The 26734-nt window shown below is 67.8% G+C and carries 26 protein-coding genes; 13 read left to right on the top strand and 13 right to left on the bottom strand.

The window, feature by feature from the left end; translation table 11 throughout:
- The coding region (gene hpnI, locus G3N98_RS26945) for a bacteriohopanetetrol glucosamine biosynthesis glycosyltransferase HpnI (protein ID WP_241026095.1) at positions 1-983 on the bottom strand (983 nt) is incomplete at its 3' end.
- 640 nt (positions 984-1623) lie between these two features.
- Here hpnI and G3N98_RS26940 point away from each other — a divergent pair.
- Positions 1624-2622 (top strand): LLM class flavin-dependent oxidoreductase, encoded by a 999-nt coding sequence (locus G3N98_RS26940; RefSeq protein ID WP_089425872.1) that lies wholly within the window; start codon positions 1624-1626, stop codon positions 2620-2622.
- Between the two features lie 34 nt (positions 2623-2656).
- Here G3N98_RS26940 and G3N98_RS26935 read toward each other — a convergent pair whose 3' ends face one another.
- Positions 2657-3718, bottom strand: a complete 1062-nt coding sequence (locus tag G3N98_RS26935) for an alpha/beta hydrolase (RefSeq protein ID WP_206149689.1) — start codon at positions 3716-3718, stop codon at positions 2657-2659.
- Between the two features lie 173 nt (positions 3719-3891).
- On the opposite strand from G3N98_RS26935, the gene pdxY reads away from it, so the two are divergent.
- From pdxY to G3N98_RS26920, 3 genes are all read left to right on the top strand, one after another.
- Positions 3892-4752 (top strand): pyridoxal kinase PdxY, encoded by an 861-nt coding sequence (gene pdxY, locus G3N98_RS26930; RefSeq protein WP_069249245.1) that lies wholly within the window; start codon positions 3892-3894, stop codon positions 4750-4752.
- Between the two features lie 279 nt (positions 4753-5031).
- Positions 5032-7176 carry a phospholipase C, phosphocholine-specific gene (locus G3N98_RS26925; protein ID WP_206149687.1) on the top strand — a complete coding sequence of 715 codons (2145 nt, stop codon included), beginning with the start codon at positions 5032-5034 and terminating at the stop codon, positions 7174-7176.
- Between the two features lie 362 nt (positions 7177-7538).
- Positions 7539-8687: a branched-chain amino acid ABC transporter substrate-binding protein gene (locus G3N98_RS26920; protein WP_089472426.1), complete on the top strand. Its 1149-nt coding sequence runs from the start codon at positions 7539-7541 to the stop codon at positions 8685-8687.
- A 137-nt stretch (positions 8688-8824) separates the two neighbouring features.
- Here the strand turns inward: G3N98_RS26920 and G3N98_RS26915 are convergent, their stop codons facing one another.
- A complete protein-coding gene (locus tag G3N98_RS26915; RefSeq protein ID WP_069247513.1) occupies positions 8825-9574 on the bottom strand; it encodes a FadR/GntR family transcriptional regulator in 750 nt (249 codons plus the stop codon).
- Positions 9575-9932: 358 nt separating this feature from the next.
- Between G3N98_RS26915 and gudD the strand changes: the two genes are divergently transcribed.
- Positions 9933-11285, top strand: coding sequence for a glucarate dehydratase (gudD, locus tag G3N98_RS26910; protein WP_206149685.1), 1353 nt, complete (start codon positions 9933-9935; stop codon positions 11283-11285).
- An 82-nt stretch (positions 11286-11367) separates the two neighbouring features.
- Here the strand turns inward: gudD and G3N98_RS26905 are convergent, their stop codons facing one another.
- The 3 genes from G3N98_RS26905 to G3N98_RS26895 form a co-directional block, all read right to left on the bottom strand.
- Entirely contained in the window at positions 11368-11832 is a 465-nt protein-coding gene (locus G3N98_RS26905) for a DUF2214 family protein (protein WP_089494399.1), read from the bottom strand.
- Positions 11833-11871: 39 nt separating this feature from the next.
- Positions 11872-12678, bottom strand: a complete 807-nt coding sequence (locus G3N98_RS26900; protein ID WP_175239125.1) for a hypothetical protein — start codon at positions 12676-12678, stop codon at positions 11872-11874.
- A 237-nt stretch (positions 12679-12915) separates the two neighbouring features.
- Entirely contained in the window at positions 12916-13980 is a 1065-nt protein-coding gene (locus tag G3N98_RS26895) for a glycosyltransferase family 4 protein (RefSeq protein WP_006476459.1), read from the bottom strand.
- A gap of 563 nt (positions 13981-14543) precedes the next feature.
- Here G3N98_RS26895 and G3N98_RS26890 point away from each other — a divergent pair.
- Positions 14544-16376, top strand: coding sequence for an ABC transporter ATP-binding protein (locus G3N98_RS26890; protein ID WP_175239127.1), 1833 nt, complete (start codon positions 14544-14546; stop codon positions 16374-16376).
- 77 nt (positions 16377-16453) lie between these two features.
- Here the strand turns inward: G3N98_RS26890 and otsA are convergent, their stop codons facing one another.
- Positions 16454-17833, bottom strand: coding sequence for an alpha,alpha-trehalose-phosphate synthase (UDP-forming) (gene otsA / locus G3N98_RS26885; RefSeq protein WP_124575948.1), 1380 nt, complete (start codon positions 17831-17833; stop codon positions 16454-16456).
- Positions 17830-18582, bottom strand: a complete 753-nt coding sequence (gene otsB, locus G3N98_RS26880; protein WP_089424869.1) for a trehalose-phosphatase — start codon at positions 18580-18582, stop codon at positions 17830-17832. Before otsB ends, otsA begins: the two co-directional genes overlap by 4 nt.
- Before the next feature lie 281 nt (positions 18583-18863).
- Here otsB and G3N98_RS26875 point away from each other — a divergent pair, with 281 nt between their 5' ends.
- The 3 genes from G3N98_RS26875 to G3N98_RS26865 are packed head-to-tail and all read left to right on the top strand — an operon-like array spanning position 18864 to position 20838.
- The gene (locus G3N98_RS26875; protein WP_206149683.1) at positions 18864-19499 is read left to right on the top strand and encodes an SCO family protein; all 636 of its coding nucleotides are present in this window, start codon (positions 18864-18866) and stop codon (positions 19497-19499) included.
- A 12-nt stretch (positions 19500-19511) separates the two neighbouring features.
- A complete protein-coding gene (locus G3N98_RS26870) occupies positions 19512-19958 on the top strand; it encodes a copper chaperone PCu(A)C (protein WP_175239130.1) in 447 nt (148 codons plus the stop codon).
- Positions 19959-19968: 10 nt separating this feature from the next.
- Positions 19969-20838, top strand: coding sequence for a cytochrome c oxidase assembly protein (locus tag G3N98_RS26865; RefSeq protein WP_089424867.1), 870 nt, complete (start codon positions 19969-19971; stop codon positions 20836-20838).
- Positions 20839-20865: 27 nt separating this feature from the next.
- On the opposite strand, the gene G3N98_RS26860 is transcribed toward G3N98_RS26865, so the two are convergent.
- Together G3N98_RS26860 and G3N98_RS26855 are read right to left on the bottom strand one after the other, a co-directional pair.
- Entirely contained in the window at positions 20866-21351 is a 486-nt protein-coding gene (locus G3N98_RS26860) for a GNAT family N-acetyltransferase (RefSeq protein ID WP_175239131.1), read from the bottom strand.
- A gap of 126 nt (positions 21352-21477) precedes the next feature.
- Positions 21478-22350 carry a pirin family protein gene (locus G3N98_RS26855; RefSeq protein ID WP_206149681.1) on the bottom strand — a complete coding sequence of 291 codons (873 nt, stop codon included), beginning with the start codon at positions 22348-22350 and terminating at the stop codon, positions 21478-21480.
- A 109-nt stretch (positions 22351-22459) separates the two neighbouring features.
- Here G3N98_RS26855 and G3N98_RS26850 point away from each other — a divergent pair, with 109 nt between their 5' ends.
- The gene (locus G3N98_RS26850; RefSeq protein WP_206149679.1) at positions 22460-23377 is read left to right on the top strand and encodes a LysR family transcriptional regulator; all 918 of its coding nucleotides are present in this window, start codon (positions 22460-22462) and stop codon (positions 23375-23377) included.
- A 102-nt stretch (positions 23378-23479) separates the two neighbouring features.
- Positions 23480-23983: a GAF domain-containing protein gene (locus G3N98_RS26845; protein ID WP_206149677.1), complete on the top strand. Its 504-nt coding sequence runs from the start codon at positions 23480-23482 to the stop codon at positions 23981-23983.
- Between the two features lie 158 nt (positions 23984-24141).
- Here the strand turns inward: G3N98_RS26845 and map are convergent, their stop codons facing one another.
- Together map and G3N98_RS26835 are read right to left on the bottom strand one after the other, a co-directional pair.
- Positions 24142-24948 (bottom strand): type I methionyl aminopeptidase, encoded by an 807-nt coding sequence (gene map / locus G3N98_RS26840; RefSeq protein ID WP_089472422.1) that lies wholly within the window; start codon positions 24946-24948, stop codon positions 24142-24144.
- A complete protein-coding gene (locus tag G3N98_RS26835) occupies positions 24948-25184 on the bottom strand; it encodes a ParD-like family protein (protein WP_039348336.1) in 237 nt (78 codons plus the stop codon). The genes map and G3N98_RS26835 overlap by 1 nt, the downstream gene beginning before the upstream one ends.
- Positions 25185-25325: 141 nt before the next feature.
- Between G3N98_RS26835 and G3N98_RS26830 the strand changes: the two genes are divergently transcribed.
- On the top strand, positions 25326-25949 hold the full coding sequence (locus G3N98_RS26830) for a helix-turn-helix domain-containing protein (protein ID WP_175239135.1): 624 nt from the start codon (positions 25326-25328) through the stop codon (positions 25947-25949).
- 58 nt (positions 25950-26007) lie between these two features.
- Positions 26008-26556: a GNAT family N-acetyltransferase gene (locus G3N98_RS26825; protein WP_039348343.1), complete on the top strand. Its 549-nt coding sequence runs from the start codon at positions 26008-26010 to the stop codon at positions 26554-26556.
- 87 nt (positions 26557-26643) lie between these two features.
- Here G3N98_RS26825 and G3N98_RS26820 read toward each other — a convergent pair.
- A partial coding sequence (locus G3N98_RS26820) for an integrase core domain-containing protein (RefSeq protein ID WP_206139067.1) occupies positions 26644-26734 on the bottom strand: 91 nt, incomplete at its 5' end.

Raw genomic sequence — 26734 nt, 5'->3', positions numbered from 1 at the left:
TTCCTGTCGGGTGACCTGGGTTTCAGCCTGTTGCTCTTCCGATCTGCCGCGCCGCGGTGCGTGGTGCTGCGCGTCGTGCCGAGCGCCGCGCCGATCGCGAGCCACGGCACGGTAAACGTAATGAACAGGAACGCGAAGCCGGCCGGGTTCAGCGAACGGATCGTGCGCAGCCAGCGGGTCTCGCGGTGCCACAGCGGCCCGAACGACGGTTCGATCACGTCGGTCGCGACCTCGACCTCCGACAGCACGGTGCGTCGCCCGAGCCGGCGCGGCAGCTCGGCCAGCCAGAAATCGTCGGCCAGTTCGTCCTTCAGCGCGGGAAAGCCGCCGATCCGGTCTAGCGTGTCGCGCGTCAGCGCGAGCGTCGCGCCGAAGCCGAAGCGGCTCGAGCGGCCGAGGTGCGTGATCCGGACCGACGGGGCGAACCATGCGTCGACGAACTGCGCGCCGATCCGCGTCCAGAACCCGCCGACGCTGCGCGCATGATACAGGCACGTGACGACACCGACCGACACGTCGGCGAGCGGCGCCGTCACGCGCTCCAGATAGTCGGGCTTCACCGCGATGTCGCTGTCCGCGATCACGATGCGGCCGTACTTCGCGCGCTCGGCGAGGTTGATCAGGTTGCTGACCTTCAGGTTCTTGCCATGCACGCGCGCGTCGATCACGAGCGTGATGTCGCACTCGGGATAATCGGCGCGCAGCCGTTCGACCACGGCAATCGCCGGATCGGCCGCCGACGCGACGCCGAACAGCACTTCATACCGCGGATGGCGCTGCTCGCAGAACGTCGCGAGGTTTTCGTACAGGTGCGGCTCCGCGCCGCACAGCGGCTTGAGCACGCTGACCGGCTCAAAGCCGTCGCGCACGGCCGTGCGCGGCGTACGCGGCCGCGGCGCGAACGCGGCGACGAGCGCATAGCCGGCCGCGGCCAGCGTGAAGACGATCAGGAGCCAGTCGAGCATCGTTGCGGTTGCCGTCATGCGCGACGCCTCCCGGCGACCTGAACGCCATGGAGAACGCGTGAGCATGATTGAGCGTGATTCGGTATTCCGACAACGACGAACGCGGGCACGACCCGACTCCTTGTTCCAGCAGCGCCTGTATATGGGGGAGGCTCGACCCATCCTTCGGATACGGCCATGCCCGGCTTCGCGTGGTGCATCTCCGCGCGACGCCCGGACGGGATGCGGGAAGATTCGTATGGCTACCTTCGGCACAACATGGGTAGGCGCCGGATTTTAGCAGCCTGCGGCACCCCGCGCTCGGCGCTACGAGAAACGGACTGGTGCAATTCCGGCAAAGCTGCGCAGTCGGCGAACCATTTGGGTGCACCCGCGTTCACGTTAGCGTAAGCGGTTTGCAGGCGTATTGCAGTCTTGAAAATCCTACGTTTCGTGCAAATTTGTACGTCGATGCGGATTCACATCCAATCGCCGTAAAGATCGGTAATTAATCGGCGATTAGATCGATTTTTGCAACGACCGCCGAATTCGACCCTGCACCCCTGAACCGCGCATGGGTATCGGGCCGCCTCCAGCACGTTCCGGAACCCTTTGGCAAAATCCTTGGCATTTGTTGCGTCAGCGCATCACCGCGCGCGCCCCTTTCGAAGGCCATCCGATGACTCCGTTTTCCGTACTCGATCTCGCCCCCATTCCGGCCGGCGCCGACGCCTCCCAGGCATTCCGCAACACCGTCGATCTCGCGCAGCACGCGGAACGCTGGGGTTACCAGCGCTACTGGCTCGCCGAGCATCACAACATGCCCGGCATCGCGAGCGCGGCAACGGCCGTCGTGATCGGCCATGTCGCGGGCGCCACGCGGACGATCCGGGTCGGGTCGGGCGGCATCATGCTGCCGAACCATGCGCCGCTGGTGATCGCCGAGCAGTTCGGCACGCTCGCGTCGCTGTATCCGGGGCGCATCGACCTCGGCCTCGGCCGCGCGCCCGGCACCGACCAGACCACGTCGCGCGCGCTGCGCCGCGACCTGATCGGCAGCGCCGACTCGTTTCCGGATGATGTCGCCGAGCTGCAGCGCTACTTCGCGGAGCCGGTGCCCGGCCAGCGCGTGCGCGCGGTGCCCGGCGCAGGGCTCGACGTGCCCGTGTGGCTGCTCGGCTCGAGCCTGTTCAGCGCCCAGCTCGCCGCGATGCTCGGGCTGCCGTTCGCGTTCGCGTCGCACTTCGCGCCGGACTACCTGATGCGCGCGCTCGAGATCTATCGTGCGCAGTACCGGCCGTCGGCCGCATGGCCGAAGCCGCATGCGATGGTCGGCGTCAACGTGTTCGTCGCCGATACCGACGACGAGGCGCGGCGCCTGTTCACGTCGCTGCAGCAGCAGTTCATCAACCTGCGGCGCGGCACGCCGGGCAAGCTGCCGCCGCCGGTCGACGTGCTCGAGGCGAACGAGCTCGAACTCGCGACCGTCGCGCATTCGCTGTCGTTCGCGGCGGTCGGCTCGCGCGACACGGTGCGCGACAAGCTGCGCGACCGCATCGCGCAGACGGGAGCCGACGAGCTGATCGTCACCGCACAGATCTACGATCACGCGGCACGGCTGCGCTCGTTCGAATTGACCGCGCAGATCCGCGACGAGCTCGCGAGCGAAGCGCGCTGACGGCGCGCCCGGGCCGCCAGCGGCCGGCCCCGCATCACTGCGGGTGCACGGCCTCCAGCCCGTCGAGCAGCGCCTTGTGGAACGCGTCCGGATCCTGGATCTGCGGCGCGTGGCCGAGCGCCGGGAACTCGACGAGCTGCGCGCCGGGGATCGCCGCCTGCGTGCGCTTCGCGAGTTCCGGGTAGCGGCCGAGCTTCGCATGCACGTCGGGCGGCGAGACGTCCTTGCCGATCGCGGTCGTGTCCTTGTCGCCGATCATCAACAGCGTCGGCACGTGGATCGCGCCGAGTTCATAGACCACCGGTTGCGTGAGGATCATGTCGTAGATCAGCGCGGAGTTCCACGCGACCGCGTCGCGACCGGCGCCACGGTACATCCCGGCCAGCATCTGCACCCAGCGCTCGTACGACGGCGACCACTTGCCCGCGTAGTACGTGCCCTGCTCGTAGCGGCGAATGCCGTCGGCCGTGGTCTTCAGCTCGCGCGCATACCAGTAGTCGACCGGCAGCGGCGGCACGCCGAGCGCCTTCCAGTCCTCGAGGCCGATCGGGTTCACGAGCACGAGCTGGTCGGTCGCCTTCGGATACATCAGCGCGTAGCGCATCGCGAGCATCCCGCCCGTCGAGTGGCCGACGATCGTCGCCGACTTCACCCCCACCGATTCGAGCAGCGCATGCGTATTGCGTGCGAGCTGCTGGAAGCTGTACTGGTAGCGATCGGGCTTCGACGACTTGCAGAAGCCGATCTGGTCCGGCGCGATCACGCGATAGCCGGCGCGGCTCAGCACGCCGATCGTGTCTTCCCAGGTCGCCGCGCAGAAGTTCTTCCCGTGCAGCAGCACGACGGTGCGGCCGTTCGGGTGGGCCGGCTGCACGTCGAGGTAGGCCATCTCGAGGGTTTCGCGCTGCGACACGAACGTGTAGAGATGCACGGGCGCCGGATAGGCGAACCCTTCCAGGCGCGGGCCATACACGGGCCCGTCGTTGCCGGCGGGCGATGCGGCGGCGGCCATGGCAGGCACGGCGCACGCGACGGCGACACCCGCGCCGAGCACGGCGGCGCGCACGGCAAACAACATCTTGCGAATCGAAAGCATGGCGATCACGGTGATTGGAGACGCACGCGGGCGGCCGGGCCGTCTCGCGCCCCGCGATTCTACGCGGTCGCGCTGACGACGGCGCGCAACACTCCGGCGCCGCGCGACTTCCGCGTGCGCGACGAACTCGGGTATCGTGTGACGTGACCCTGAAACGCGTGCAGGCGCTTCCCATGAAAAACGTCCTCAGCATTCAGTCGCACGTCATCTACGGCCACGCCGGCAACAGTGCGGCCGTGTTCCCGATGCAGCGCCTCGGCGTCAACGTCTGGCCGCTCAATACCGTCCAGTTGTCGAATCACATGCAGTACGGTCACTGGGCCGGCAGCGCGATCGATGCCGCGAAGATGGAGCAGCTCGTCGACGGCATCGCCGCGATCGGCGCACTCAAGCGCTGCGACGCCGTGCTGTCCGGCTTTCTCGGTTCGCCGCCGCAGGCGCGTGCGGCTATCGAGATCGTCCGCTCGGTGAAGGCGATGAACCCGAACGCGTGGTACTTCTGCGATCCGGCGATGGGCCAGACGGGCGGCATCCGGCCCGAGCCCGGCGTCGAGGAATTCATGGTCCAGGAGGTGCCGGCGCTCGCGGACGGCATGTCGCCGAACCACACCGAACTGCAGAAGCTCGCCGGGCGGCGCATCGAAACCGTCGCCGAAGCCGTCGAAGCCTGCCGCTCGCTGATCCGTCGCGGCCCGCAGATCATCCTCGTCAAGCACCTGCACGACCGCAACAGCCCCGCCGATCGTTTCAACATGCTCGCGGTCACCGAAACCGAAGCGTGGATCGGCCAGCGCCCGCTGTACGCGTTTCCGCGCCATCCGGTCGGCGTCGGCGACCTGACCAGCGCGATCTTCGTCGCCTGCCGGCTGCGCGGCGACTCCGTGCGCGCGGCGTTCGAGCACACGCTCGCGGCCGTGCACGCGGTCGTGAAGGCCACCTACGATGCGCGCCGCTACGAGCTCGAACTCGTCGCCGCGCAGGACGAAATCGCGCGGCCGAGCGAATGGTTCGGCGCGTGGGTCACGGACGCCTGACTCGCCGGCATCGCCCTGCGCTTCACCGGCGCGTATCCCGCGCCGCATCGCTTTCCCGCCTCATCCCTGCCGCACCGCGACCGCTGGCGACATTCGCCCGACGCCGCTTCGATATCGCTTCGATGCGGATGCAAACGTTTCCGGACTTCACATGAATGACACCGATTTCTCGCTATGCTCGCGGCGGCACCACCCGGCGCAGCCGCATCCTGCGACCCGGGCGCGCCCTTCCAGCAGGTCCTGCCAATCGGCTCCCCCCTTTACCGCACGATAACGACCATGACCCGATCGAACCGTCGTGACTTCCTGCGCGTCGCTGCCGGCACCGCCGGCGCCGCCGCGCTGAACCTGTTCCCCCCCGTGATTCGCGATGCGCTTGCGATTCCCGCGAACCGCCGCACCGGCACCATCCGCGATATCGAACACATCGTGATCCTGATGCAGGAGAACCGCTCGTTCGACCACTACTTCGGCACGATGCGCGGTGTCCGCGGCTTTGGTGACCCGCGTCCGCTGCGCCTCGCGAACGGCAAGTCGGTGTTCCACCAGCCGGTCGGCCCGGCCGAGCTGCTGCCGTTCCACCCGGGCGCGGACAAGCTCGGCCTGCAGTTCCTGCAGGACCTGCCGCACGGCTGGCAGGACATGCACGCCGCCTGGAACAAGGGCCGCTATGACCAGTGGGTGCCGAACAAGGGCACCACGACGATGGCGTACCTGAAGCGCGACGACATCCCGTTCCACTACCAGCTCGCCGACGCGTTCACGATCTGCGACGCGTACCACTGCGCGATCCCGAGCTCGACCGACCCGAACCGCTACTACATGTGGACGGGCTACGTCGGCAACGACGGCACGGGCGGCGGCCCGGTGCTCGGCAACGAGGAAGCGGGCTACGGCTGGACGACCTATCCGGAAGTGCTCGAGAACGCCGGCGTGTCGTGGAAGATCTACCAGGACGTCGGCACCGGCCTGAACGCCGCCGGGTCGTGGGGCTGGACGCAGAACCCGTACATCGGCAACTACGGCGACAACTCGCTGCTCTACTTCAACCAGTACCGCACCGCGCTGCCCGGCACGCCGCTGTACGACAAGGCGCGCACCGGCACCAACATCAGCGCGGGCGGCACGCTGTTCGACATCCTGCAGCAGGACGTGAAGAACGGCACGCTGCCGCAGGTGTCGTGGATCTGCGCGCCGGAGGCGTATTCCGAGCATCCGAACTGGCCGGCGAACTACGGCGCGTGGTACATCGAGCAGGTGCTGAAGGCGCTCGTGTCGAATCCTGAGGTATGGAGCAAGACCGCGCTCTTCATCACGTACGACGAAAACGACGGTTTCTTCGACCACGTGCAGCCGCCGTTCGCGCCGCAGTCGCGCGACAACGGGCTATCGACGGTCGCGACGACCAACGAGGTGTTCCCCGGCGACGCATCGCACATGGCCGGCCCGTACGGGCTCGGGCCGCGCGTGCCGATGCTCGTCGTGTCGCCGTGGACGAAGGGCGGCTGGGTCTGCTCGCAGACTTACGATCACACGTCGCTGCTGCAATTCATCGAGGCACGTTTCGGCGCGCAATACCCGGTCAAGGCCGGCAACATCTCGCCGTGGCGCCGCACGGTGTGCGGCGACCTGACCGCCGCGTTCGATTTCGCAACGGCCGATGCCGGCTGGCCGACGCTGCCGGACACGAGCAGCTATGCGCCGCCCGACCGCCTGCGCCATCCCGACTACATCCCCGTGCCGCCGGTGCTGCAGAAGCTGCCGAAGCAGGAGGCCGGGCTGCGGCCGGCGCGCGCGCTGCCGTACGAGCTGTTCGTGCACGGCCGCGTCGAATCGGTGAACGGCCTGTTCCGGCTGACCTTCGCGAACACGGGCCGGGCAGGCGCCGCGTTCCAGGTGCAGTCGCGCAATCGCCTCGACGGCCCGTGGGCGTACACGGTCGAAGCCGGCAAGCGGATCGCCGACACGTGGAGCGCCGCGGCGTCGCTCGGCCTGTACGACCTCGACGTGTACGGCCCGAACGGCTTCTACTGCCATTTCCGCGGCCCGTTCGCGACCGGCGTCGGCAGCGCGAACGTGAACCCCGAGGTGATCTACGGCTACGACGTCGCGAACGGCAACATCACGCTGCGCCTGATGAACCGCGGCCACCAGGCCGTGCGGCTCAAGGTCACGAACGCGTACGGCCACGGCCGCGCGCGCACGTTCGACCTCGCGCCGGGCCAGCACGTCGACGACTACTGGGATCTGCGCGGCAGCCACGGCTGGTACGACCTGACCGTCAGCGACGGCCGCCTGCTCGGCTTCCTGCGCCGCTTCGCGGGGCACGTCGAGACCGGCCGCCCGAGCACCAGTGATCCGCTGATCCGCACGCACGCATCGCACGACGATGCCGAAGCCGCATCGGACGCCCTGTCCGACTGACGGCGTCGCATGCGCGGCGCGGCCCCGGCGGGCCGCGCCGTCTCTCTGCTCCCCTCCTCTCCGCCCGCTCCGTTCGCGACGGGAAACTCCCGATACCGGCTGCCGCCGCACGCGCGGAAGCTATGCGCAAATCCGCACCGAATGCGCGGCGAATTGCCAAGACCCGGGCATATCGGCGACCTATATATCGAGGCGATCGGGGCGCTTCTTCGCAGCGCCTGACGGGAGATTCTTCCGAGGATAACGATGCCGACCTCCCCGCCCGATTCCGAGAAGCGGTCGAACCGCCCGCCCGTCGCACGCGTCCGGCCCGCCCGGGCGCATGCGGTACTTACTCGCAGGTGTCGAACAAGAGGAACAACATGAAATTCCGTCATTCCCTGCTGTCGGTGTCGATTGCATCCGCGCTTGCCCTCCTCTCGCAACAGGGCGCCCAGGCCGCCGATACGACCGACGTGAAGGTCGGCTTCGCCGCGCCGCTCACGGGCGTGAACGCCGGTTACGGCAAGGACCTGCAGAACGGCGTGCAGCTCGCGCTCGACGATGCCGCCGCGCAGAAAGTGCAGATCGCCGGCAAGCCTGTCCACTTCAACCTCGTCGTGCAGGACGACCAGGCCGACCCGCGCATCGGCGTGCAGGCCGCGCAGGCGCTCGTCGACCAGAACGTGTCGGTCGTGGTCGGCCACTTCAACTCGGGGACGACGATTCCGGCATCGGTCGTCTACGACAAGGCCGGCATCCCGGTGATCGACCCGGCCGCGACCAACCCGACGCTCACCGCGCGCGGGCTCGCGAACATGTTCATGGTGATCGCGACCGACGGCCAGAACGCGGGCAACGCGGGCAAGTACGCGGTCGACGTGACGAAGGCGAAGCGCATCGCGATCATCGACGATCGCACCGCGTTCGGCCAGGGCGAGGCCGACGAGTTCGAGAAGGCCGTGAAGGCCGCGGGCGGCAACCTCATCGGCCGCGAATTCACCAGCAACCAGGCGGTCGACTTCCGCGCGCAGATCACGAGCCTGAAGGCGAAGAACCCCGACCTGATCTTCTTCGGCGGCCTCGATTCGCTCGCCGCGAACTTCATCAAGCAGATGCGCCAACTTGGGCTGAATGCGCAGTTCGTCGGCGGTGGCGGCGTGAAGGACAACGAGTTCATCAAGATCGCAGGCCCGGCCGCCGAAGGCGCGATGGCGTGGGAATACGGCCGGCCGCTCGACGAGTTGCCGCAAGGGAAGGATTTCGAGGCGCGTTTCAAGAAGCGCTTCGGCGTCGACGTGCTGTCGTACGCGCAGTTCGGCTACGACGCGGCGTGGGCGGCGATCAAGGCGATGCAGGCGGCCGGCTCGACCGACCCGAAGGTCTATCGCCCGGCGCTGAAGAAGATCGACTTCGAAGGCGTGACCGGCCGTATCTCGTTCGCGAACGACGGCTCGCTGAAGAGCGGGATGTCGACGCTGTACCAGGTGAAGAGCGGCGCGTGGAAGACGATCACGACGAAGGGAGGCTGATCGGCGGTGCCGGCGGCCGGCGGCGGCAACGCCGCCCGGCCCCGGTGATCGATGAAGGGAGATCGATCTTGTATGACGACTGATGTTAGGGCAATTCGACCGGGCCGGCGGCACCGTGGGCCGCGCCGCCCGGTGCGTCAGCCGGCCTCGGCTTCGGCCGCCTCGTGCGCGCGGCGCAGCCGTTCGCGGCTGTTGGTGAGGTGCGTGCGCATCGCCGCGCGTGCCGCTTCCGGGTCGTGGCGCGCGATCGCCTCGTAGATATCCTCGTGCTCGTGATTCAGCCGGCCGACGTAGCGCTCCAGATCGTCGCCGGCAAAACGGGCCGAATTCACGCGCGTGCGCGGAATGATCGACGTGCCGAGCTGCGTCATGATGTCGACGAAATAGCGGTTGCCGGTGGACTGCGCGATCTGCAGGTGGAACTGGAAGTCGAGCTGCGCCGTGTCGCGGCCGCCGCCCGCCCCCGATGCGATCGCGTCGAGCGCGCGCCGCAGCGCGGCCAGGTCGGTATCGTTCGCGCGTTGCGCGGCAAGGCTCGCGCATTCGCTTTCGAGGCTGATGCGCAGTTCCAGCACCGCGAGCACGTCGCGCAGCGTCGTGATCGTCGCCGGGTCGATGCCGAGCGTCTGGCGGCGCGACGGCTCCAGCACGAAGCTGCCGATGCCGTGGCGCGTCTCGATGAGGCCGCTCGCCTGCATCCGCGAGATCGCCTCGCGCACGACCGTCCGGCTCACCCCCTGCGCCGCCATGACTTCGGTTTCGGTCGGCAGCTTGTCGCCGGGACGCAGCGTGCCGTTTTCGATCTGCGCGGTCAGCGCGTCGACGACATCTTGTGCGAGGCTGCGTGCGCGACGGCGCGGCGCTGCGGGAAGCGTAGGCACGGACATGAGGCCGGTTCCTTTTTGAATGATCGTAATGTGAGCCGAGGGTTTACGCGGGGTTTGAGCGAAAGCCGATGATTCATTATACTGCGTCACAAGTCATCCGACGACTGATGATCGAAACACGGATCTCCTGTCGACTCAAGCGAGCACTCCTGCGCCGCCTGGTCCCATGTCTTACGATCAGCCAGCGTTCGCGTTCTGCGCTCCGCCGGTCAGGTTGTCGCTCCCACCCCGTTTCGGGTTGCGTCGACCTGCGGGGCTTGCGCGCCGCGCATGTCGGTTGTCGAATGATCGCACCTCCCGTCGCGCGCGGCAAAGCTTTTGCCGCACGGCATTGCCCACCCTTTCGCCATCGCCGCCCATGAACGCCGTCACTGCCTCGCCCTCCCACGACACGCCGCGTATCGTCGACCTGCAAGCGATTCCGGTCGCCGGCCACGACAGCATGCTGCTCAACCTGAGCGGCGCACACGGCCCGTTCTTCACCCGCAACCTCGTGATCCTGAAGGACAGCGCAGGCCGCACCGGCGTCGGCGAAGTCCCGGGCGGCGAAAGCATCCGCCGCACGCTCGACGATGCGCGCGCGCTCGTCGTCGGCCAACCGGTCGGCAATTACCACGCGGTGCTCAACGACGTGCGGCGCACCTTCGCCGACCGTGACGCGAGCGGCCGCGGGCTGCAGACCTTCGACCTGCGCACGACGATCCACGCGGTCACCGCGCTCGAAGCCGCGCTGCTCGACCTGCTCGGCCAGCATCTTGGCGTGCCGGTCGCCGCGCTGCTCGGCGAGGGCCAGCAGCGCGAGCGCGTCGAAATGCTCGGCTACCTGTTCTACATCGGCGACCGCACGAAGACCGCGCTCGCCTACCGCGACGGCAGCGGCGCGACCGACGACTGGACGCGCGTGCGCGACGAAGCCGCGCTGACGCCCGAGGCCGTCGTGCGGCTGGCCGAGGCCGCGCATGCGCGCTACGGCTTCAACGACTTCAAGCTGAAGGGCGGCGTATTCGAAGGCGCGCGCGAGATCGAGGCCGTGACGGCGCTCGCCGAGCGCTTCCCCGACGCGCGCGTGACGCTCGACCCGAACGGCGCGTGGTCGCTCGACGAGGCCGTGCGGCTGTGCCGCGACCAGCATCACGTGCTCGCGTACGCGGAAGATCCGTGCGGCGCGGAGAACGGCTACTCCGGCCGCGAGGTGATGGCCGAATTCCGCCGCGCGACGGGGCTGCCGACCGCCACCAACATGATTGCGACCGACTGGCGGCAAATGGGTCACGCGGTGCAGTTGCAGGCCGTCGACATCCCGCTCGCCGACCCGCACTTCTGGACGATGCAGGGTTCGGTGCGCGTCGCGCAGATGTGCCGCGACTGGGGCCTCACGTGGGGCTCGCATTCGAACAATCACTTCGACGTGTCGCTCGCGATGTTCACGCACGTCGCGGCCGCCGCGCCGGGCCAGGTCACCGCGATCGACACGCACTGGATCTGGCAGGACGGCGAGCGGCTGACGCGCGAACCGCTGAAGATCGAGAACGGGCTGGTGGAAGTGCCGAAACGGCCGGGGCTCGGCATCGATATCGACATGGATGCCGTCGCGGTCGCGCACGAGGTGTACAAGCAGCACGGGCTCGGTGCCCGCGACGACGCGGCGGCGATGCAGTATTTGATTCCGGGCTGGACCTTCAACAACAAGCGTCCCTGCCTCGTGCGCTGAGTGCGGGTGCGGCCAGGCGGCAGGGTCGCCCGGTCGAGCTTGGGCCGGGCCTAGCCGGCCAAGCCTAGTTAGCCGGCCGCACCTACCCGGCCAGCCCAATCCCCCGCGCCATCCCCGACGCGGCGAACACGATGACGATCACCAGCACCGCCTGCCAATGGCCGATCCGCACATAGGTGCGCGCACGGCCGAGATCAGGCATCTGCTGCTGCCGCGCGGCGATGCGCCACCGGATCAGCCCGAGCATCGGCACGACCTCGAGCAGCAGGATCACCACGAGCGCGGTCATCTTCAGGTGAAAGAGCGGTTCGTGCAGGTAGTACGCGGCGCCTTTCTCGAAACCGCCGAACGCGCGCATCAGGCCCGTCACGATCAGCACGAGCGCCGATAGCCCCCACGCGGCATCCGCCTTGAATACGCCGGGCAAGTCGGCCGCCTGCGCCGACGCGATGAGCCGGCGCAACGCGCGGTTACGCCCCGCGATCGCGGCAAACGCGACGCCGAACGCACTCAGGTGAACGGCAGCCAGCAACCAGCGGACGATCATCACGCCTCCTTGTCGCCCGCTCGCCGTGCGCGGGGCTCGTCAGACGATCTGTTTGAGCGCGGCGTCGAGCGCGAGCACCGCGACGCGGTCGCCTTCGGTCGCGAGCGGCGCACGCATGACGATCTGCCGGTTATGGCCGACGGCCGCCGGCGAATCCCACAGCAGTTCGACCTTCGGCCGATTGAAGAAGCTGCCGCGGCGCGGCGGCACGACGGCCGGCTGCGCGTCCGCGGCACCGTCGCCTGCGGCAGGCGCCGCCCGGCCGGGCCAGCGCACCGACAGTTCGCGCGCATCGTACTGGCCGACCTTGCGGCTTTCCATCCACACGATCGCGGTGCGCGTCAGCACGTCGAGCGAAATCGCATAACGGCCGACCGCGAAGCGGCGCGCGGCCACGTTGGTCCGCCACAGCGGCCGCGGGCGGCAGATCCAGACGATCGCCGCATAAAGCGCCGGTGCGGCGACGAGCCAGCCGTTGGTCGCCGTCACCGCCTGCAGCGCGAGGCGCCAGCCGTCCACCCAGACGAACATGCCGATCGACCAGACCGCGAACAGCAAACCGATCAGCGCGAAGACGCGCAGCGCCTGGCGCAGCCATTGCGGCAGCGGATGGAATGGCCGTTCGGCGCGCGCGACGGCGCCCGGCAGCGCGAGCAGCAGGAAGATCAGGAGAAGGTAGATGAACGCCCAGGGCGACGACACCATCGCCGACAGCGACGAGCGATAGCCCATCTGGGACATCGAGAACAGCCAGCGCGCGAGCAGCACGAGACCGATCGCACGCAACGCGAAGATCACACCGGCGCCGGGGGCCGGCGCTGCGCGCGTGGATTTCGTTCTCGCCAAGACTGCTCTCCTCTGGTTATTCGTGCGGGGCCGGATTTCACGGCACGGCCATTATAGGGACATTACCGTCTGGACAGACGGACGGATGCCCTGCCGGGCCGCTTCGGGGGCCGTTCGCGGCGTCGGGCGCGGCGAGAATACAACAGATCCGCGCCGTGGATGTGACAACGCCCCGCCGGGAACCCGGACGGGGCGTCGATGGCAAGCCGCGCGCCGCTGCGCGGCGGCGGCCCGCAATCAGCTTGCGTTGACTTCGCGCAGCACCGTGCGACGCTTCTGGCGCAGCAGTTCCTCGTAGCCCTTCACGTAGTTCTGCGCCATCACCTTCGACGAGAAGCGGGCTTCGAACGCGGCGCGGACCTTCTCGCGCGGCAGCGTATCGAGGCGCTTGAGCGCGGCAACGGCCGACAGCTCGTCTTCGACGACGAAGCCCGACACGCCGTTGTCGATCACTTCCGGCACCGAGCCGCGCTTGAACGCGATCACCGGCGTGCCGCAGGCCATCGCCTCGATCATCACCAGGCCGAAGGGCTCCGGCCAGTCGATCGGGAACAGCAGCGCATGCGCGTTGCCGAGGAATTCGGTCTTTTCGGACTCGCTGATTTCGCCGATGTACTCGACGTGCGGCAGCGCGAACAGCGGCTTGATCTTCTCTTCGTAGTACGCGCGGTCAGCCTTGTCGAGCTTCGCGGCGATCTTGATCGGCAGGCCGGCCTGCTCGGCGATGCGGATCGCCGTGTCGACGCGCTTCTCGGGCGAGATGCGGCCCAGGAACGCGAGGTAGCTCGGCTTGACGTTCGGGATCGGCGTCAGCAGGTTTTCCGGCAGGCCGTGGTAGACGGTCGACAGCCAGTTCGCCTGCGGCAGCGGGATGCGCTGGTTGTCGGAGATCGACACGACCGGCACGTCGCTGAATGCATTGAAGATCGGCTGCAGTTCCGGCAGGTCGAGACGGCCGTGCATCGTCGTCAGATGCGGGACCGGCTGGCGCGAGAACAGCGAGAACGGGTAGTAGTCGATGTGGCAGTGCAGGACATCGAACTCTTCCGCGCGGCGGCGCACCTGCTCGAGCAGCAGCATGTGCGGGGCCATCACGTCGCGGATCGTCGGGTCGAGGCGCAGCGCCTGCGGCCAGCAGGCTTCGAGCTTCGCGGAGGTTTGCGAATCGCCGCTCGCGAAGAGCGTGACGTCATGCCCCATCTCGACAAGTGCTTCGGTGAGGTAGGACACCACTCGCTCGGTGCCGCCGTACAGTTTCGGGGGCACCGCTTCGTGCAACGGAGCGATTTGGGCGATTCGCATGCGTAACTCCTAAAAAATCGGCTAAAAACCAGGTATGGGTCGGCAACCTGCCGGCGGTCCGGGCTGGATGCAGGTCGTCCGAAGATCGGACGAATCAGCCTGCCGGGGGCGTCAAACCCGCGCTGCTCAAGGAGCGTCGGCGACGCGACAGGCATAGAACGTTTGAAACGAAGACCCGTTGACAGGGGTTCGTAAAAAACCTGGAATCGAACCCGGAGCCGATTATCTAGGGTTAATCCCGATACGGCGCACAACATTTCAAACACTTTACTTTGTTACAAAGGTGCAACACTTTGCAACCCGCGGACTTGGGTGTCCGTTCTAGAGTGGAAGGCCCTTTTGGCACTCCTTGACCCCGTGACCGCCGGCAGCGTGATTCCGGCACATGAGGCAGGACGGGATGCCGGATTTTATCTCAAAATCGACCGCGAGCCCCTGGCCAAGGCAAGATTCGCGCAGCGCGACACGCGGGCTTGTTTACAATGCCGGATTATTCAGTCCGGGCGAACGCCGGCCTGCGATCCAGCCGCCACGCTCACTCACCGAATCACCGCACGCATATTTTGGAATCTCTCACCCCTGCCCAGCGCAACGCCCACAACGCGAAGCTGTCGAGCTACGCGCATCGACCGATCGCGTTCCTGTTCCGCTACATCCGCCTGCATCCCGTCGCCCACCTGATCGTGCTCGGCAGCGTGCTGGCCGCCGTCGGCTGCGCGCTCGGCTCGCAATACGCGATCAAGCACCTGATCGACGTGCTGGCGACCGGGCGGCATCACCCCGGCCCGCTGTGGAGCGCGTTCGCGCTGCTCGTCGGGCTGATCGCGGCCGACAACCTGCTGTGGCGCGTCGGCGGCTGGTTCGCCGCGCACACGTTCGTCGCGGTCACCGGCGACCTGCGGCGTGACCTGTTCCAGTACCTGATCGGCCATTCGCCCACCTACTACGCCGAAAAGCAGCCCGGCACGCTCGCGAGCCGCATCACGGCCACGTCGAACGCGGTCTACACGTCGGAGAACACGATGGCGTGGAACGTGCTGCCGCCGTGCATCGCGGTGATGGGCGCGATCCTGATGATCATCGTCGTCAATCCGATGATGGCGGCCGGCCTGCTCGGCTGTTCGGCCGTGCTGTCCGTCATCCTGTTCAAGCTCGCCGGGCGCGGCTCGGCCCGCCATCACGCGTTCGCGGCGAAGGCCGCGGCGGTCGACGGCGAGCTCGTCGACGTGATCGGCAACATGGGGCTCGTGCGTGCGTTCGGGATGACGCTGCGCGAGCAGAAGCGCTTCGGCGCGACGGTCAAGGCCGAGATGGATGCGCGCCAGCAGAGCCTGCTCTATCTCGAGAAGCTGCGCCTGCTGCACGCCGTGATCACCGCGATGCTGTCCGCCGGCCTGCTCGGCTGGGCGCTGTGGCTGTGGGACCAGGGCCGCGCGACGTCGGGCGACATCGTGCTCGTCAGCTCGCTCGGCTTCACGATCCTGCACGGCACACGCGATCTCGCGGTCGCGCTCGTCGACGTCACGCAGCACATCGCGCGCCTGTCCGAGGCGGTCAAGACGCTGCTCGAGCCGCACGGGATGCCGGACAGCTCCGACGCGCAGCCGCTGTCGGCCAAGGGCGGCCGCGTCGATTTCGAGCGCGTGACGTTCGCGTATCCGCACCGCCGCGCGATCCTCGACCACTTCGAACTCCATATCGAGCCGGGCCAGCGCGTCGGCCTGATCGGCAAGTCGGGCGCCGGCAAGTCGACCGTGCTTGCGCTGCTGCAGCGCTTCTACGACACGCAGGACGGCGCCGTGAAGGTCGACGGCCAGGACGTGAAGACGATCACGCAGGACAGCCTGCGCCACGCGATCGCGCTCGTGCCGCAGGACATCTCGCTGCTGCACCGGACGATCTACGACAACATCGCGTACGGCCGCCCCGACGCGACCCGTGACGAAGTGCTCGCCGCCGCGCGCGACGCGCGCTGCGCGGAGTTCATCGAAGCGATGCCGGAAGGCTATGACACGATCGTCGGCGACCGCGGCGTCAAGCTGTCGGGCGGCCAGCGCCAGCGTATCGCGATCGCGCGCGCGATCCTGAAGGATGCGCCGATCCTGCTGCTCGACGAAGCGACGTCCGCGCTCGACAGCGCGTCCGAGGAAGCGATCCAGAGCGCGCTCGACCGCCTGATGGTCGGCCGCACGGTGATCGCGATCGCGCACCGCCTGTCGACGCTGCGCAACTTCGACCGGATCATCGTGATGAACAACGGCAAGGTGATCGACGACGGCCCGCCCGACGTGCTGCGCAACCGTCCGGGCCTGTACCGCGACCTGCTCGCGAAACAGCACGGCCGCCATCACCCGGCCCCCGACGGCAGCACGCCGACCGGCGAACGCGTGGCCTGACACACCGGCCCGCAGCCGACAAAAAAGCCGCAGTGCGCGTCGCACTGCGGCTTTTTCATTGCTCGATGAACCGCCGGTTACGCGTGCTGCAGGTCGCGCAGGAAGTTGTCGCGCCACACCGACACGTTGTTCTCGCGCAGCTGCGCGATCATGTCCGTATAACGCGCGCGCCGCTCGGCGAGCGGCATCGTCAGCGCCTGCGACAGCGCATCGGCCATCCCGTCGATATCGATCGGATTGACGATCAGCGCCCCCGTCAGCTCGCGTGCGGCGCCGGCGAAGCGCGACAGCACGAGCACGCCCGGATCGTCCGGATTCTGCGCGGACACGTACTCCTTCGCGACGAGGTTCATCCCGTCGCGCAGCGGCGTCACATAGCCGACCCGCGCGAGCCGGTATAGCGCAGCGAGCAGCTGGCGGTCGTACTGGCGATGGATATAGAGGATCGGCGCCCAGTCGAGCTCGGCGAAGCGTCCGTTGATGCGCCCCGACTCCCCTTCGAGCTGCAGGCGGATGTCCTGGTACGCGCGCAGTTCCGCGCGGGTCGACGGCGCGATCTGCAGGAACGACACGCGATTGCGATGCGACGGCTCATGCTCGAGCAGCTTCTCGAACGCGCGAAAACGCTCGACGAGCCCCTTCGAGTAATCGAGCCGGTCGACGCTCATGATCAGCTTGCGGCCGCGCAGCGACGTCGCGAGCGTGCGCACCGCCTTGCCGTGCTCGCCGGCCTGCGCGAGCGACGCGATCTCGTCCGGATGCACGCCGATCGGATAGGCGGCCGCGCGCAGCGTCCGGCCGAATGCGCGCACCGTCGCCAGGTGGCCGTCGCGCTCGATCGCGCCGTCCGCTTCCGATTCAACGTAATCGCAGAACGCGCGCAGGTCGGGTTCGGTCTGGAAGCCGAGCAGGTCGAACGCGCACAGCGACTCGACGAGGTCGCGATGCGGCGGCACGCTGACGAGCACCTGCGCAGCCGGAAACGGGATGTGCAGGAAGAAGCCGATGCGGTTCTTCACGCCGGCCGCGCGCAACGCGCGCGCGAACGGGATCAGGTGATAGTCGTGCACCCAGATCACGTCGTCGTCCTGCAGCAGCGGCACGAGCTGCTGAGCAAGCCACACGTTCACGCGGCCATAGCCTTCGAACTCGTGACGGTCGTACTGGATCAAGTCGGTGCGGTAGTGAAACGCGGGCCACAGCGTCGCGTTCGAGAAGCCGCGGTAATACTGGTCGTAGTCGCGCCGCGACAGGCCGATGGTCGCGAACGTGACCGGCCCGTGCTCCTCGACGCGGATCTGCGGCGCACCGGATGCGACGACCTCGCCGCTCCAGCCGAACCACATGCCGCCCGTCTCCTTCAGCGCATCGTAGACGCCGATCGCGAGGCCGCCCGCTGCCGGTTCGCCTTCCGAAATCGGCGCGACGCGGTTTGAAACAATGATGAGGCGACTCATGCGTCCGGCTGCTCCGCACCGAGCCAGCGCGCGATCTGCTCATGCAGCGCGTCGACCGAATCGAGCCGCGTGCGGGCAGACGTCTCGCCCGCGCCGACCTTGATCGACAGGCCGCCGCGCGCGTTGACCACCGCGAAGCCCTTCTCGTCGGTCAGGTCGTCGCCTGCGAACACGGGCACGCGCCCCGCGAACGGCGGCTCGTCGAGGAACGCAGCGAGCGCGCGCCCCTTGTCGACGCCTTTCGGCTTGATCTCGAACACCATCTTGCCGGGCTGCAGCACATACGCATCGGCATAGTCGGCGACGAGGCGCTCGGTGGCCGCGCGTGCCGCCGCCTCGCGCTCGGGCGCGTTGCGGTAGTGCAGCGCGACGGCCGCGCCCTTGATTTCGAGCAGCATGCCCGGATGACGGTCGACGACGGCCGCCAGCTCGCGCTCGATGCGCAGCAGGCGTTCGTCGTTGAAGCCGATGCGTTGCGTGTCGCCGTTCGCATCGCGGCGCTCCGCGCCGTGCAGGCCGGCGATCGGCATGCCGGGCATCTTCAGGAACGTGTCGATGTTGTCGATGCCGCGCCCCGACACGATCGCGACCGCGCCGTGCGAGCGGCGCCGCAACTCGTCGAGCAGCGTCAGCAGCGACGGCGGAACATGAATGCTGTCGGGCGTCGGCGCCAGTTCGACGAGCGTGCCGTCGAAGTCGAAGAAGAACGCGGTATCGGTCAGGGACAGGGAAGCCGGAACGGATTGCATCGATTCGATAGTGTGAGGGCCGGCCGGCAAACGCCAGGCGGCCGCTGCGCGAATGGAATTGTGCGCATCTTACCGCGCCTGCGCATCGAGATGGGCGAAACCGGTGCGGCGCCGGCATCGCGCCGCCGCGCGCGTCAACTGCGACATATTGCCCCGCTCGCCCGCGGCGTACGGGTTTCGAAAGGACGCGGGCGCGCGAATTGCGCTACAGTCGCAACCGCCTGCCGCGCGACGCATGGCGCCGCGCCACCGGCCACCATTTCGTCCGATCGAGCCCCAGGATGTCGTCTGCCCGCACTGCGCCGCACCGGCGCTTCTCCCGCCTCATCCGCACGGCCGCGGCCCTCGCCGCCGCCGTGGCGCTCGCCGCGTGTACGCACGACGAGCCGCGCTGGAACCTGACCAACGTTACCGGCCACCTGCCCGACCTGTCGTTCACGCTGACGGGCGGCGACGGCCATCCCGTCGACGCCGATGCGTTCCACGGCCAGGTCGCGCTCGTCTACTTCGGCTACACGCACTGCCCCGATGTCTGCCCCGAAACGATGGCGCGGCTGATGGAAGTGCTGGCGAAGCTCGGCGCGCAGGCCAACAACGTGCGCATCCTGTTCGTCTCGGTCGACCCTGCACGCGACACGCCGCAGGCAATGCAATCGTATGTCGCCGCGTTCGACGCCGCGCATGCGCGCGGCCTGACCGGCACCGACCGCCAGATCGAATCGCTCGCGAAGCGCTATCGCGTCGCCTACCAGATGGAAAAGCGCGATCCGTCCGGCGGCTACGAAGTCACGCACAGCTCGGCCGTCTACATCTTCGACGCGAGCGGCCGCGCCCGCCTGCTGGCGACCGACCGCGACTCGCCCGACGCCATCGCCGCCGATCTGCGCCGGATCATCGACACCGCCTCCACGACCTGAATTCATCCCGACATGAAAACGAAAACGACCCTCAAGACACTCGCCCTCCTCGCCGCGCTGTGCGCCGGCGCCCACGCGTATGCCGCCGGCGCGGTCACCGCGCAGAACGCCTGGGTGCGCTGGCTGCCGAACAAGCTGCCGGCCGGCGGCTACGTGACGCTCGTGAACACGAGCGACAAGCCGATCGATCTCGTCGACGTCGACAGCCCCGACTACGGGATGGCGATGCTGCACCAGACCGTCTCGAACGGCTCGACGCAGAAAATGGAAATGGTCGACAAGCTGACGATCCCCGCGCGCGGCAAGGTCGACATCGCGCCGGGCGGCTACCACTTCATGCTCGAGGAGCCGAAGCACGCGATCAAGCCGGGCGACACCGTGCACCTGCGCCTGAAGTTCTCCGACGGCGAAACGGTCGATGCGCCTTTCGCCGTGAAATCGCCGGCCCAGGCGAAGTGATGCGCGCGCGATGAACCTCCTGTACTGGCTCGATCCGTGGGAACCGTCGCCCACCGTGGTGATCGCGGTGCTGACCGCCGCCGTGCTGTTCGCACGCGGCGTGAAGAAGGCGAAGGTGTCGCCGCTGCGGCAGTTCTCGTTCTGGTTCGGGCTGACGGCGCTCTACATCGCGCTGCATACGCGGCTCGACTATTTCTTCGAGCACGAGTTCTTCCTGCACCGCGCGCAGCACCTCGTGCTGCACCACCTCGGGCCGTTCTTCATCGCGCTGTCGTATCCGGGCGCGGCGATGCGCGCGGGCATCCCGTTTCGCTGGCGGCAGCGTTTCGTGCGCCCCGCGCTCGCGTGGGCGCCCGTGCGCGCGACGCTCGACGTGGTGTTCCATCCCGTCGTCGCGGTCGTGCTGTTCGTCGGGCTGATCTATTTCTGGCTGCTGTCGCCGATCCACTTCATCGCGATGCTCGACTGGCGCCTCTATCGCGTGATGAACTGGAGCATGGTGATCGACGGGCTGCTGTTCTGGTGGCTCGTCGTCGATCCGCGTCCCGCGCCGCCCGCGCGGTTGTCGCCGGGCCGCCGGATCCTGATCGTCGTCGCGGCGATCCCGCCGCAGATCGCGCTCGGCGCGCTGATCTTCTTCACGCCACACGAGCTGTATCCGATCTATTCGATCTGCGGCCGCGCGTTCACATGGCTCAGCCCGCTGCGCGACCAGCAGATCGGCGGCCTGCTGCTGTGGATTCCCGGCTCGATGATGAGCGTGATCGGCGCGCTGATCGCGCTGCGGCACTGGCTGCGGCTGTCCGCGCGCGGCCGCCTGATCGATGAACGGGCCGCGCAGCGCGCGAACCGGCCGCCGGTGGCGCACGCCGCGCACTGACGGCTGCGCGGCGCGGCGCATCGCGCATTACGCGCGTGCGCTGCTCATCCACACGTGCGGGATGCCGTCCTCGTCGTGCACGTCCGAACTCGGCGTAAAGCCGAATGCGCCGTAAAAACGCTGCAAGTGGGCCTGCGCATGCAGGCTCACCGGCGTATCCGGCCACTGCGCGCGGATATGCTCGAGCGCGCGCGACAGCAGCCCGTTGCCGAGGCCCGCGCCGCGAAACGCGGCGGTCGTCAGCACACGGCCGATGCGTACGTCGGTGTTCTGCGCATCGGGCAGCAGCACCCGCAGATAGCCGGCCACGCGGCCGGCCGGATCGAAGGCGGCCAGGTGCCATGCAGCCTGGTCCGCATCGTCGATGTCGCGATACACGCAGTTCTGCTCGACGACGAACACCGCACTGCGTGCTTCGAGGATCGAATAGACTTCACGCGCCGTCAGCGCGTCGAAGGATTTCCAGCGCCAGTCGAGATCGGCGGCGCTCGGGGATGCAGCGGATGCGTTCATGGTCGGTCCTGATTCGGGCGCGCCGGCCGGCGCGCGGCAATCGACGATTATGCCTCGAAGCGCACGCGCCGCGCGACCGACTGCCCGCGCATAAAAACAGGCCCCGCATTGCGCGGGGCCTGTCCGTCATGCCGGCATCTGGCCAAATCGGCCGCTGTTGAAGTCCTCGATCGCGGTACGAATCTCCGCTTGCGAGTTCATCACGAACGGCCCGTAACCGACGACGGGTTCGTCGATCGGTTCGCCGCTCAGGATCAGCAGCTTCGCATCGCCGTTCGCTTCGATCTCGACGTCGCTGCCGTCGCGGCCGAGCTGCACGAACTGCGCTTCGCGGGCGACCGTCTCACCGTTCACCTGCACGGTACCGCTCAGTACGACCACCGCGAGCGTGCGCCCTTCGGCGACCGGGAACCGCGCATGGCCGCCGGCCACGAGCCGCACGTCCCACACGTCGATCGGCGTATGCGTGCGGGCCGGCCCGCGCCGCCCGTCGAAATCACCCGCGATGATCCGCGCGCGCCCCGCGCCGTCCGGCAGCTCGACCACGGGGATGTCGGCGTTCAGCAACGTCTGGTAGCCGGGCGCCCCCATCTTGTCCGCGGCGGGCAGGTTCACCCACAGCTGCACCATCTCGAGCGGACCACCGCGCTGCGTGAACCCTTCCGAGTGGAATTCCTCATGCAGGATCCCGCTCGCGGCCGTCATCCACTGCACGTCGCCCGGGCCGATCACGCCGCCCGCGCCGGTCGAGTCGCGGTGCGCGACCTCGCCGTCATAGACGATCGTCACCGTCTCGAACCCGCGGTGCGGATGCTGGCCGACACCGCGCGGTGCCGAGGCCGAGCCCGGCTCGAACGTGGTCGGGCCGGCGTAATCGAGGAGCAGGAACGGGCTCAGGTGCGCGCCGTGGGACTGGTAGCTGAACATCGAACGCACCGGGAAACCGTCGCCGACCCAATGGCCGCGCGGCGCACTGTACACACCCTGGATCTTCTTCATTGCCTTCTCCGAATTGCGGCGAAACACGTGTTTCGCATCCTGGGTAGAAATATAGTGGTGGAACGATCGATCCGGTAGACTGCCAAAATCGCACGCAGCGTTCCATTTCATGAACGATAAAGCGCGGGATCTGAACGATCTCTATTACTTCGTACAAGTCGTCGAACACGGCGGCTTCGCGCCAGCCGGGCGGGCGCTGGACATGCCGAAATCGAAGCTGAGCCGCCGCATCGCGCTGCTCGAGGCGCGGCTCGGGATGCGGCTGATCCAGCGCTCGACGCGCCGCTTCACGGTCACCGACGTCGGCCAGACCTATTACGCGCATTGCCGCGCGATGCTCGTCGAGGCCGATGCCGCCGACGAGGCGATCGCGCTGCTGCACGAGGAGCCGCGCGGCATCGTGCGCGTCAGTTGCCCGATCGTGCTGCTCGATTCGCTGGTCGGCACGATGATCGCCGCGTTCATGGTCGCTTGCCCGCGCGTCGAAATTCATCTTGAAGCGACCAACCGGCGCGTCGACGTGGTCGGTGAAGGGATCGACGTCGCGATCCGCGTGCGCCCGCCGCCGCTCGAAGACAGCGATCTCGCACTGCGCGTGCTGGCCGAGCGCGGCCAGTGCCTCGTCGCAAGCCCGGCGCTGCTGCGCGAGCATGGCACCCCGGCCGTTCCCGCCGATCTCGCGCGCGTGCCGAGCCTCGATCACGGCGCCCCGCAGTCCGCGCACGTGTGGCGGCTGCGCGGGCCCGACGGCGCTCATGCGGAAATTCATCACCAGCCGCGCTTCGTGACGGGCGGCATGCTCGCGCTACGTGCGGCGGCCGTCGCGGGCGTCGGCATCGTGCAGTTGCCGACGATGATGGTGCGCGATGAGGTCGCGCGCGTCGAGCTGGTGACCGTGCTGCCCGACTGGGCGCCGCGCCGCGAGATCGTCCATGCGGTGTTCGCGTCGCGCCGGGGATTGCTGCCCGCGGTGCGCGCCCTGCTCGATTTTCTCGCGGAGCGGTTTGCCGAACTCGAACCTGATTGAGCGCGCCGCTTCACGCGTGACCGGGCGCTGCAAACCCTGCGCGCGTGCCGTAGACTGCGGTACGCGCATCGCGCATTCCACAACCCTGATCGCTTTCCCGCCATGTTCACGCTGTCCAACGACCCCAACGCCGCCAAGGCCGATCAATACGCGACGCTCGTCGAGCAGGCACGCGCGCTCGTCGAATCCGAACGCGACCTGACCGCGAACGCGGCCAACTTCTCCGCGCTGGTCTACCACTCGCTCGACCGTCTCAACTGGGCCGGCTTCTACTTCTTCGACGGGACGGAACTCGTGGTCGGGCCGTTCCAGGGCAAGCCCGCCTGCGTGCGGATCGCGCTCGGCAAGGGCGTGTGCGGCACGGCCGCGCAGACGCGCGAGACGCAGGTCGTGCGCGACGTGCATGACTTCCCCGGCCATATCGCGTGCGACGCCGCCTCGGAATCGGAAATCGTCGTGCCGCTGGTAGCCGCCGACGGCACGCTGATCGGCGTATGGGACGTCGACAGCCCGGTCGCCGCGCGCTTCGACGACGAAGACCGCAAGGGGATGGAAGCGCTGTGCCGCGTGTTCGTTGAATCCGCGTGGCAGAAGGTGCGCGGTTGAGTGGCGGCCGGGCCGCGCTCCGCCACCAAGCAACCGTTCGCCGCGTTCGCGCGTAAATCGCGCCGCGCTTCGCGACCTCGAACGAAAACGAAACGGGCCCCGCAAAGGGGCCCGTTCCACTGTGCCACCGCACCACCCTTCGTGGCGCACTGCTTGCGTCAGGCGGCGTGCGTGCCGGACAGCGCCGGGAACGCCTGCGGCTTCGCGTCCTCGGTCAGCACCTCGAAGCCCGTTTCCGTCACGACGACCATGTGCTCCCATTGTGCCGACAGCGAATGGTCCTTCGTGACCACCGTCCAGCCGTCCGCCAGCATGCGCGTGTCGCGCTTGCCCGCGTTGAGCATCGGCTCGATCGTGAAGATCATCCCCGGCCGGAGCGGCACGCCGGTGCCCGGGCGGCCGTAGTGCAGCACCTGCGGCTCGTCGTGATAGACGTCGCCGATGCCGTGCCCGCAGTACTCGCGAACCACGCTGAATCCTTCGCGATGCGCGACCTGCTGGATCGCGTAGCCGACGTCGCCGAGCGTCGCACCCGGACGCACCGCGCGAATGCCCGCGTGCATCGCCTCATAGGTCGTCGCGACGAGGCGCCGCGCGAGTTCGTTCGGTTCGCCGACGAAATACATGCGGCTCGTATCGCCGAACCAGCCGTCCTTGATCACCGCGATGTCGAGGTTCACGATGTCGCCGTCGCGCAGCGGCCGCGACGTCGGAATGCCGTGGCACACGACGTGATTGACCGACGCGCACACGGTTTTCGGGAAGCCGTGATAGCCGATGTTCGCCGGTATCGCGCCGAGCACGTCGACGATGTAGTTGCGGCAGAGCGCGTCCAGCTCGTCGGTGGTGACACCCGGCTTCACATGCTCGGCAATCATCGTCAGCACCTGCGACGCGAGCTTCGCGGCTTCACGCGACTTGGCGATTTCCGCGGCGCCGCGGATCGGGATTTCTCGTTTCGCCATTACGCCACCTGCTCGATGCCGTGCTCGACCGGTTCCGCCGGCCCCGTCTCACCGCCCCGCGCTTCGGCCTCGATCAGCATCCGGCAGATGTCGCCGTAGGACAGCGCCGGATTGAGTTCCGCCAGCATCCCGACGCGCAGCCAGTGTTCGGCCTGCGCGTTGATCGAGCGGCTCAGCGCCGTGCTGGTCGAGCGCAGCCGCTCGTGCATGTGCTCGGAAATCTTGATGATGCCCATATATCCCCAATTAAACGAAACGTAGTCGATTCGTATATTACGCCGCGCACGACTGCCGAGCAAGCCGTTCGAATTCCGTCGAGCCGCTTGAGGTCGGCCCCGTTGACATCGAATTCCAGTTTGCTGGAAAATAAATCCATCATGAAAGAATCAGCAACCGCCGTTGCCGACGATACCGGCATCAACGAACGCATCGCCCGGCGCGTACGCGACCTGCGCACCGTGCGAGGCTACACGCTCGATGCGCTGGCCGCGCGCTCCGGCGTCAGTCGTTCGATGATCTCGCTCATCGAACGCGCTTCGGCCAGCCCGACGGCCGTCGTGCTCGACAAGCTCGCGGCCGGCCTCGGCGTGTCGCTGGCCGGCCTGTTCGGCGGCGACCAGGACGACACGCCCGCGCAGCCGCTGGCCCGCCGCGCGCAGCAGGCCGAATGGCGAGATCCGGCGTCCGGCTATGTGCGCCGCAACCTCTCCCCGGCCGGCTGGCCGTCGCCGATCCAGCTCGTCGAGGTGGATTTCCCGCCCGGTGCACGCGTCGCGTACGACAGCGGCGGACGTGAAAGCGCGCTGCATCAGCAGGTGTGGGTCATCAGTGGCCGCGTCGACGTCACTTTCGGCGACGCGCTTCACGAACTTCACGAAGGCGACTGCCTGGCCATGCGGCTCGACCAGCCGCTGATTTTCAGCAATCCGTCGTCGCATGTCGCGCGCTATGTCGTCGCGATCTGCGATGCGTCTGCCGCCGCCGGCGTGCGGAACCCCTGATGAGCGCGTCGTCGCAGCAGCGATGCGCGCGCCCTATTTACTGCCTACAGGAGCCGGTATGAATTCCCCGAAACAGCGCGACGACGTGCGCCTGATCGATTGCAGCGAGGCCGAGCATGCGCCGGCCATCCTCGAGATCCTGAACGACGCGATCGCGAACTCGACCGCGCTGTACGACTACAAGCCGCGCCCGCCGGAAGCGATGGTCGCGTGGTTCGCGGCGAAGCGCGCGGGCGGCTTCCCGGTCATCGGCGCGGTCGACGCGTCGGGCACGCTGCTGGGCTTTGCGAGCTGGGGCACGTTCCGCGCGTTCCCCGCCTTCAAGTACACGGTCGAACACAGTGTGTACGTGCATCGCGACCAGCGCGGCCGCGGGCTGGGCGAGGTGCTGCTGCGCGAGGTAGTCCGGCGCGCGCGCGAAGCGCAGGTGCACGTGGTGGTCGGCTGTATCGATGCGACCAATGCGGGAAGCATCGCACTGCATACGAAGCTCGGATTCGTGCACTCGGGCACGATCACGCAGGCGGGATTCAAGTTCGGCCGTTGGCTCGACGCGGCGTTCTATCAGTTGACGCTCGACACGCCGGCGCAGCCGGTGGATGGTTGATCGCCCGCAGGCCGTCGCATGCACCATGCACGACGGCCGCAAGCGATGCAGTGTCAAGTCCTGGAATAGGTTGACAGTATCCAGGCACTAGAACGCCCGATGCACCGCATCGGGCGTTTTGTATTTCAGAGCCGTATGCGGTCGCTCATGGTTGTAGATGTGCACCGACTGTTCGACC

This window comes from Burkholderia sp. Tr-20390, from assembly GCF_017104595.1.
GTDB lineage: Bacteria > Pseudomonadota > Gammaproteobacteria > Burkholderiales > Burkholderiaceae > Burkholderia.
Note: the sequence above shows the minus strand (reverse complement) of the source record. Positions and strands in the feature narration are given on the sequence as shown.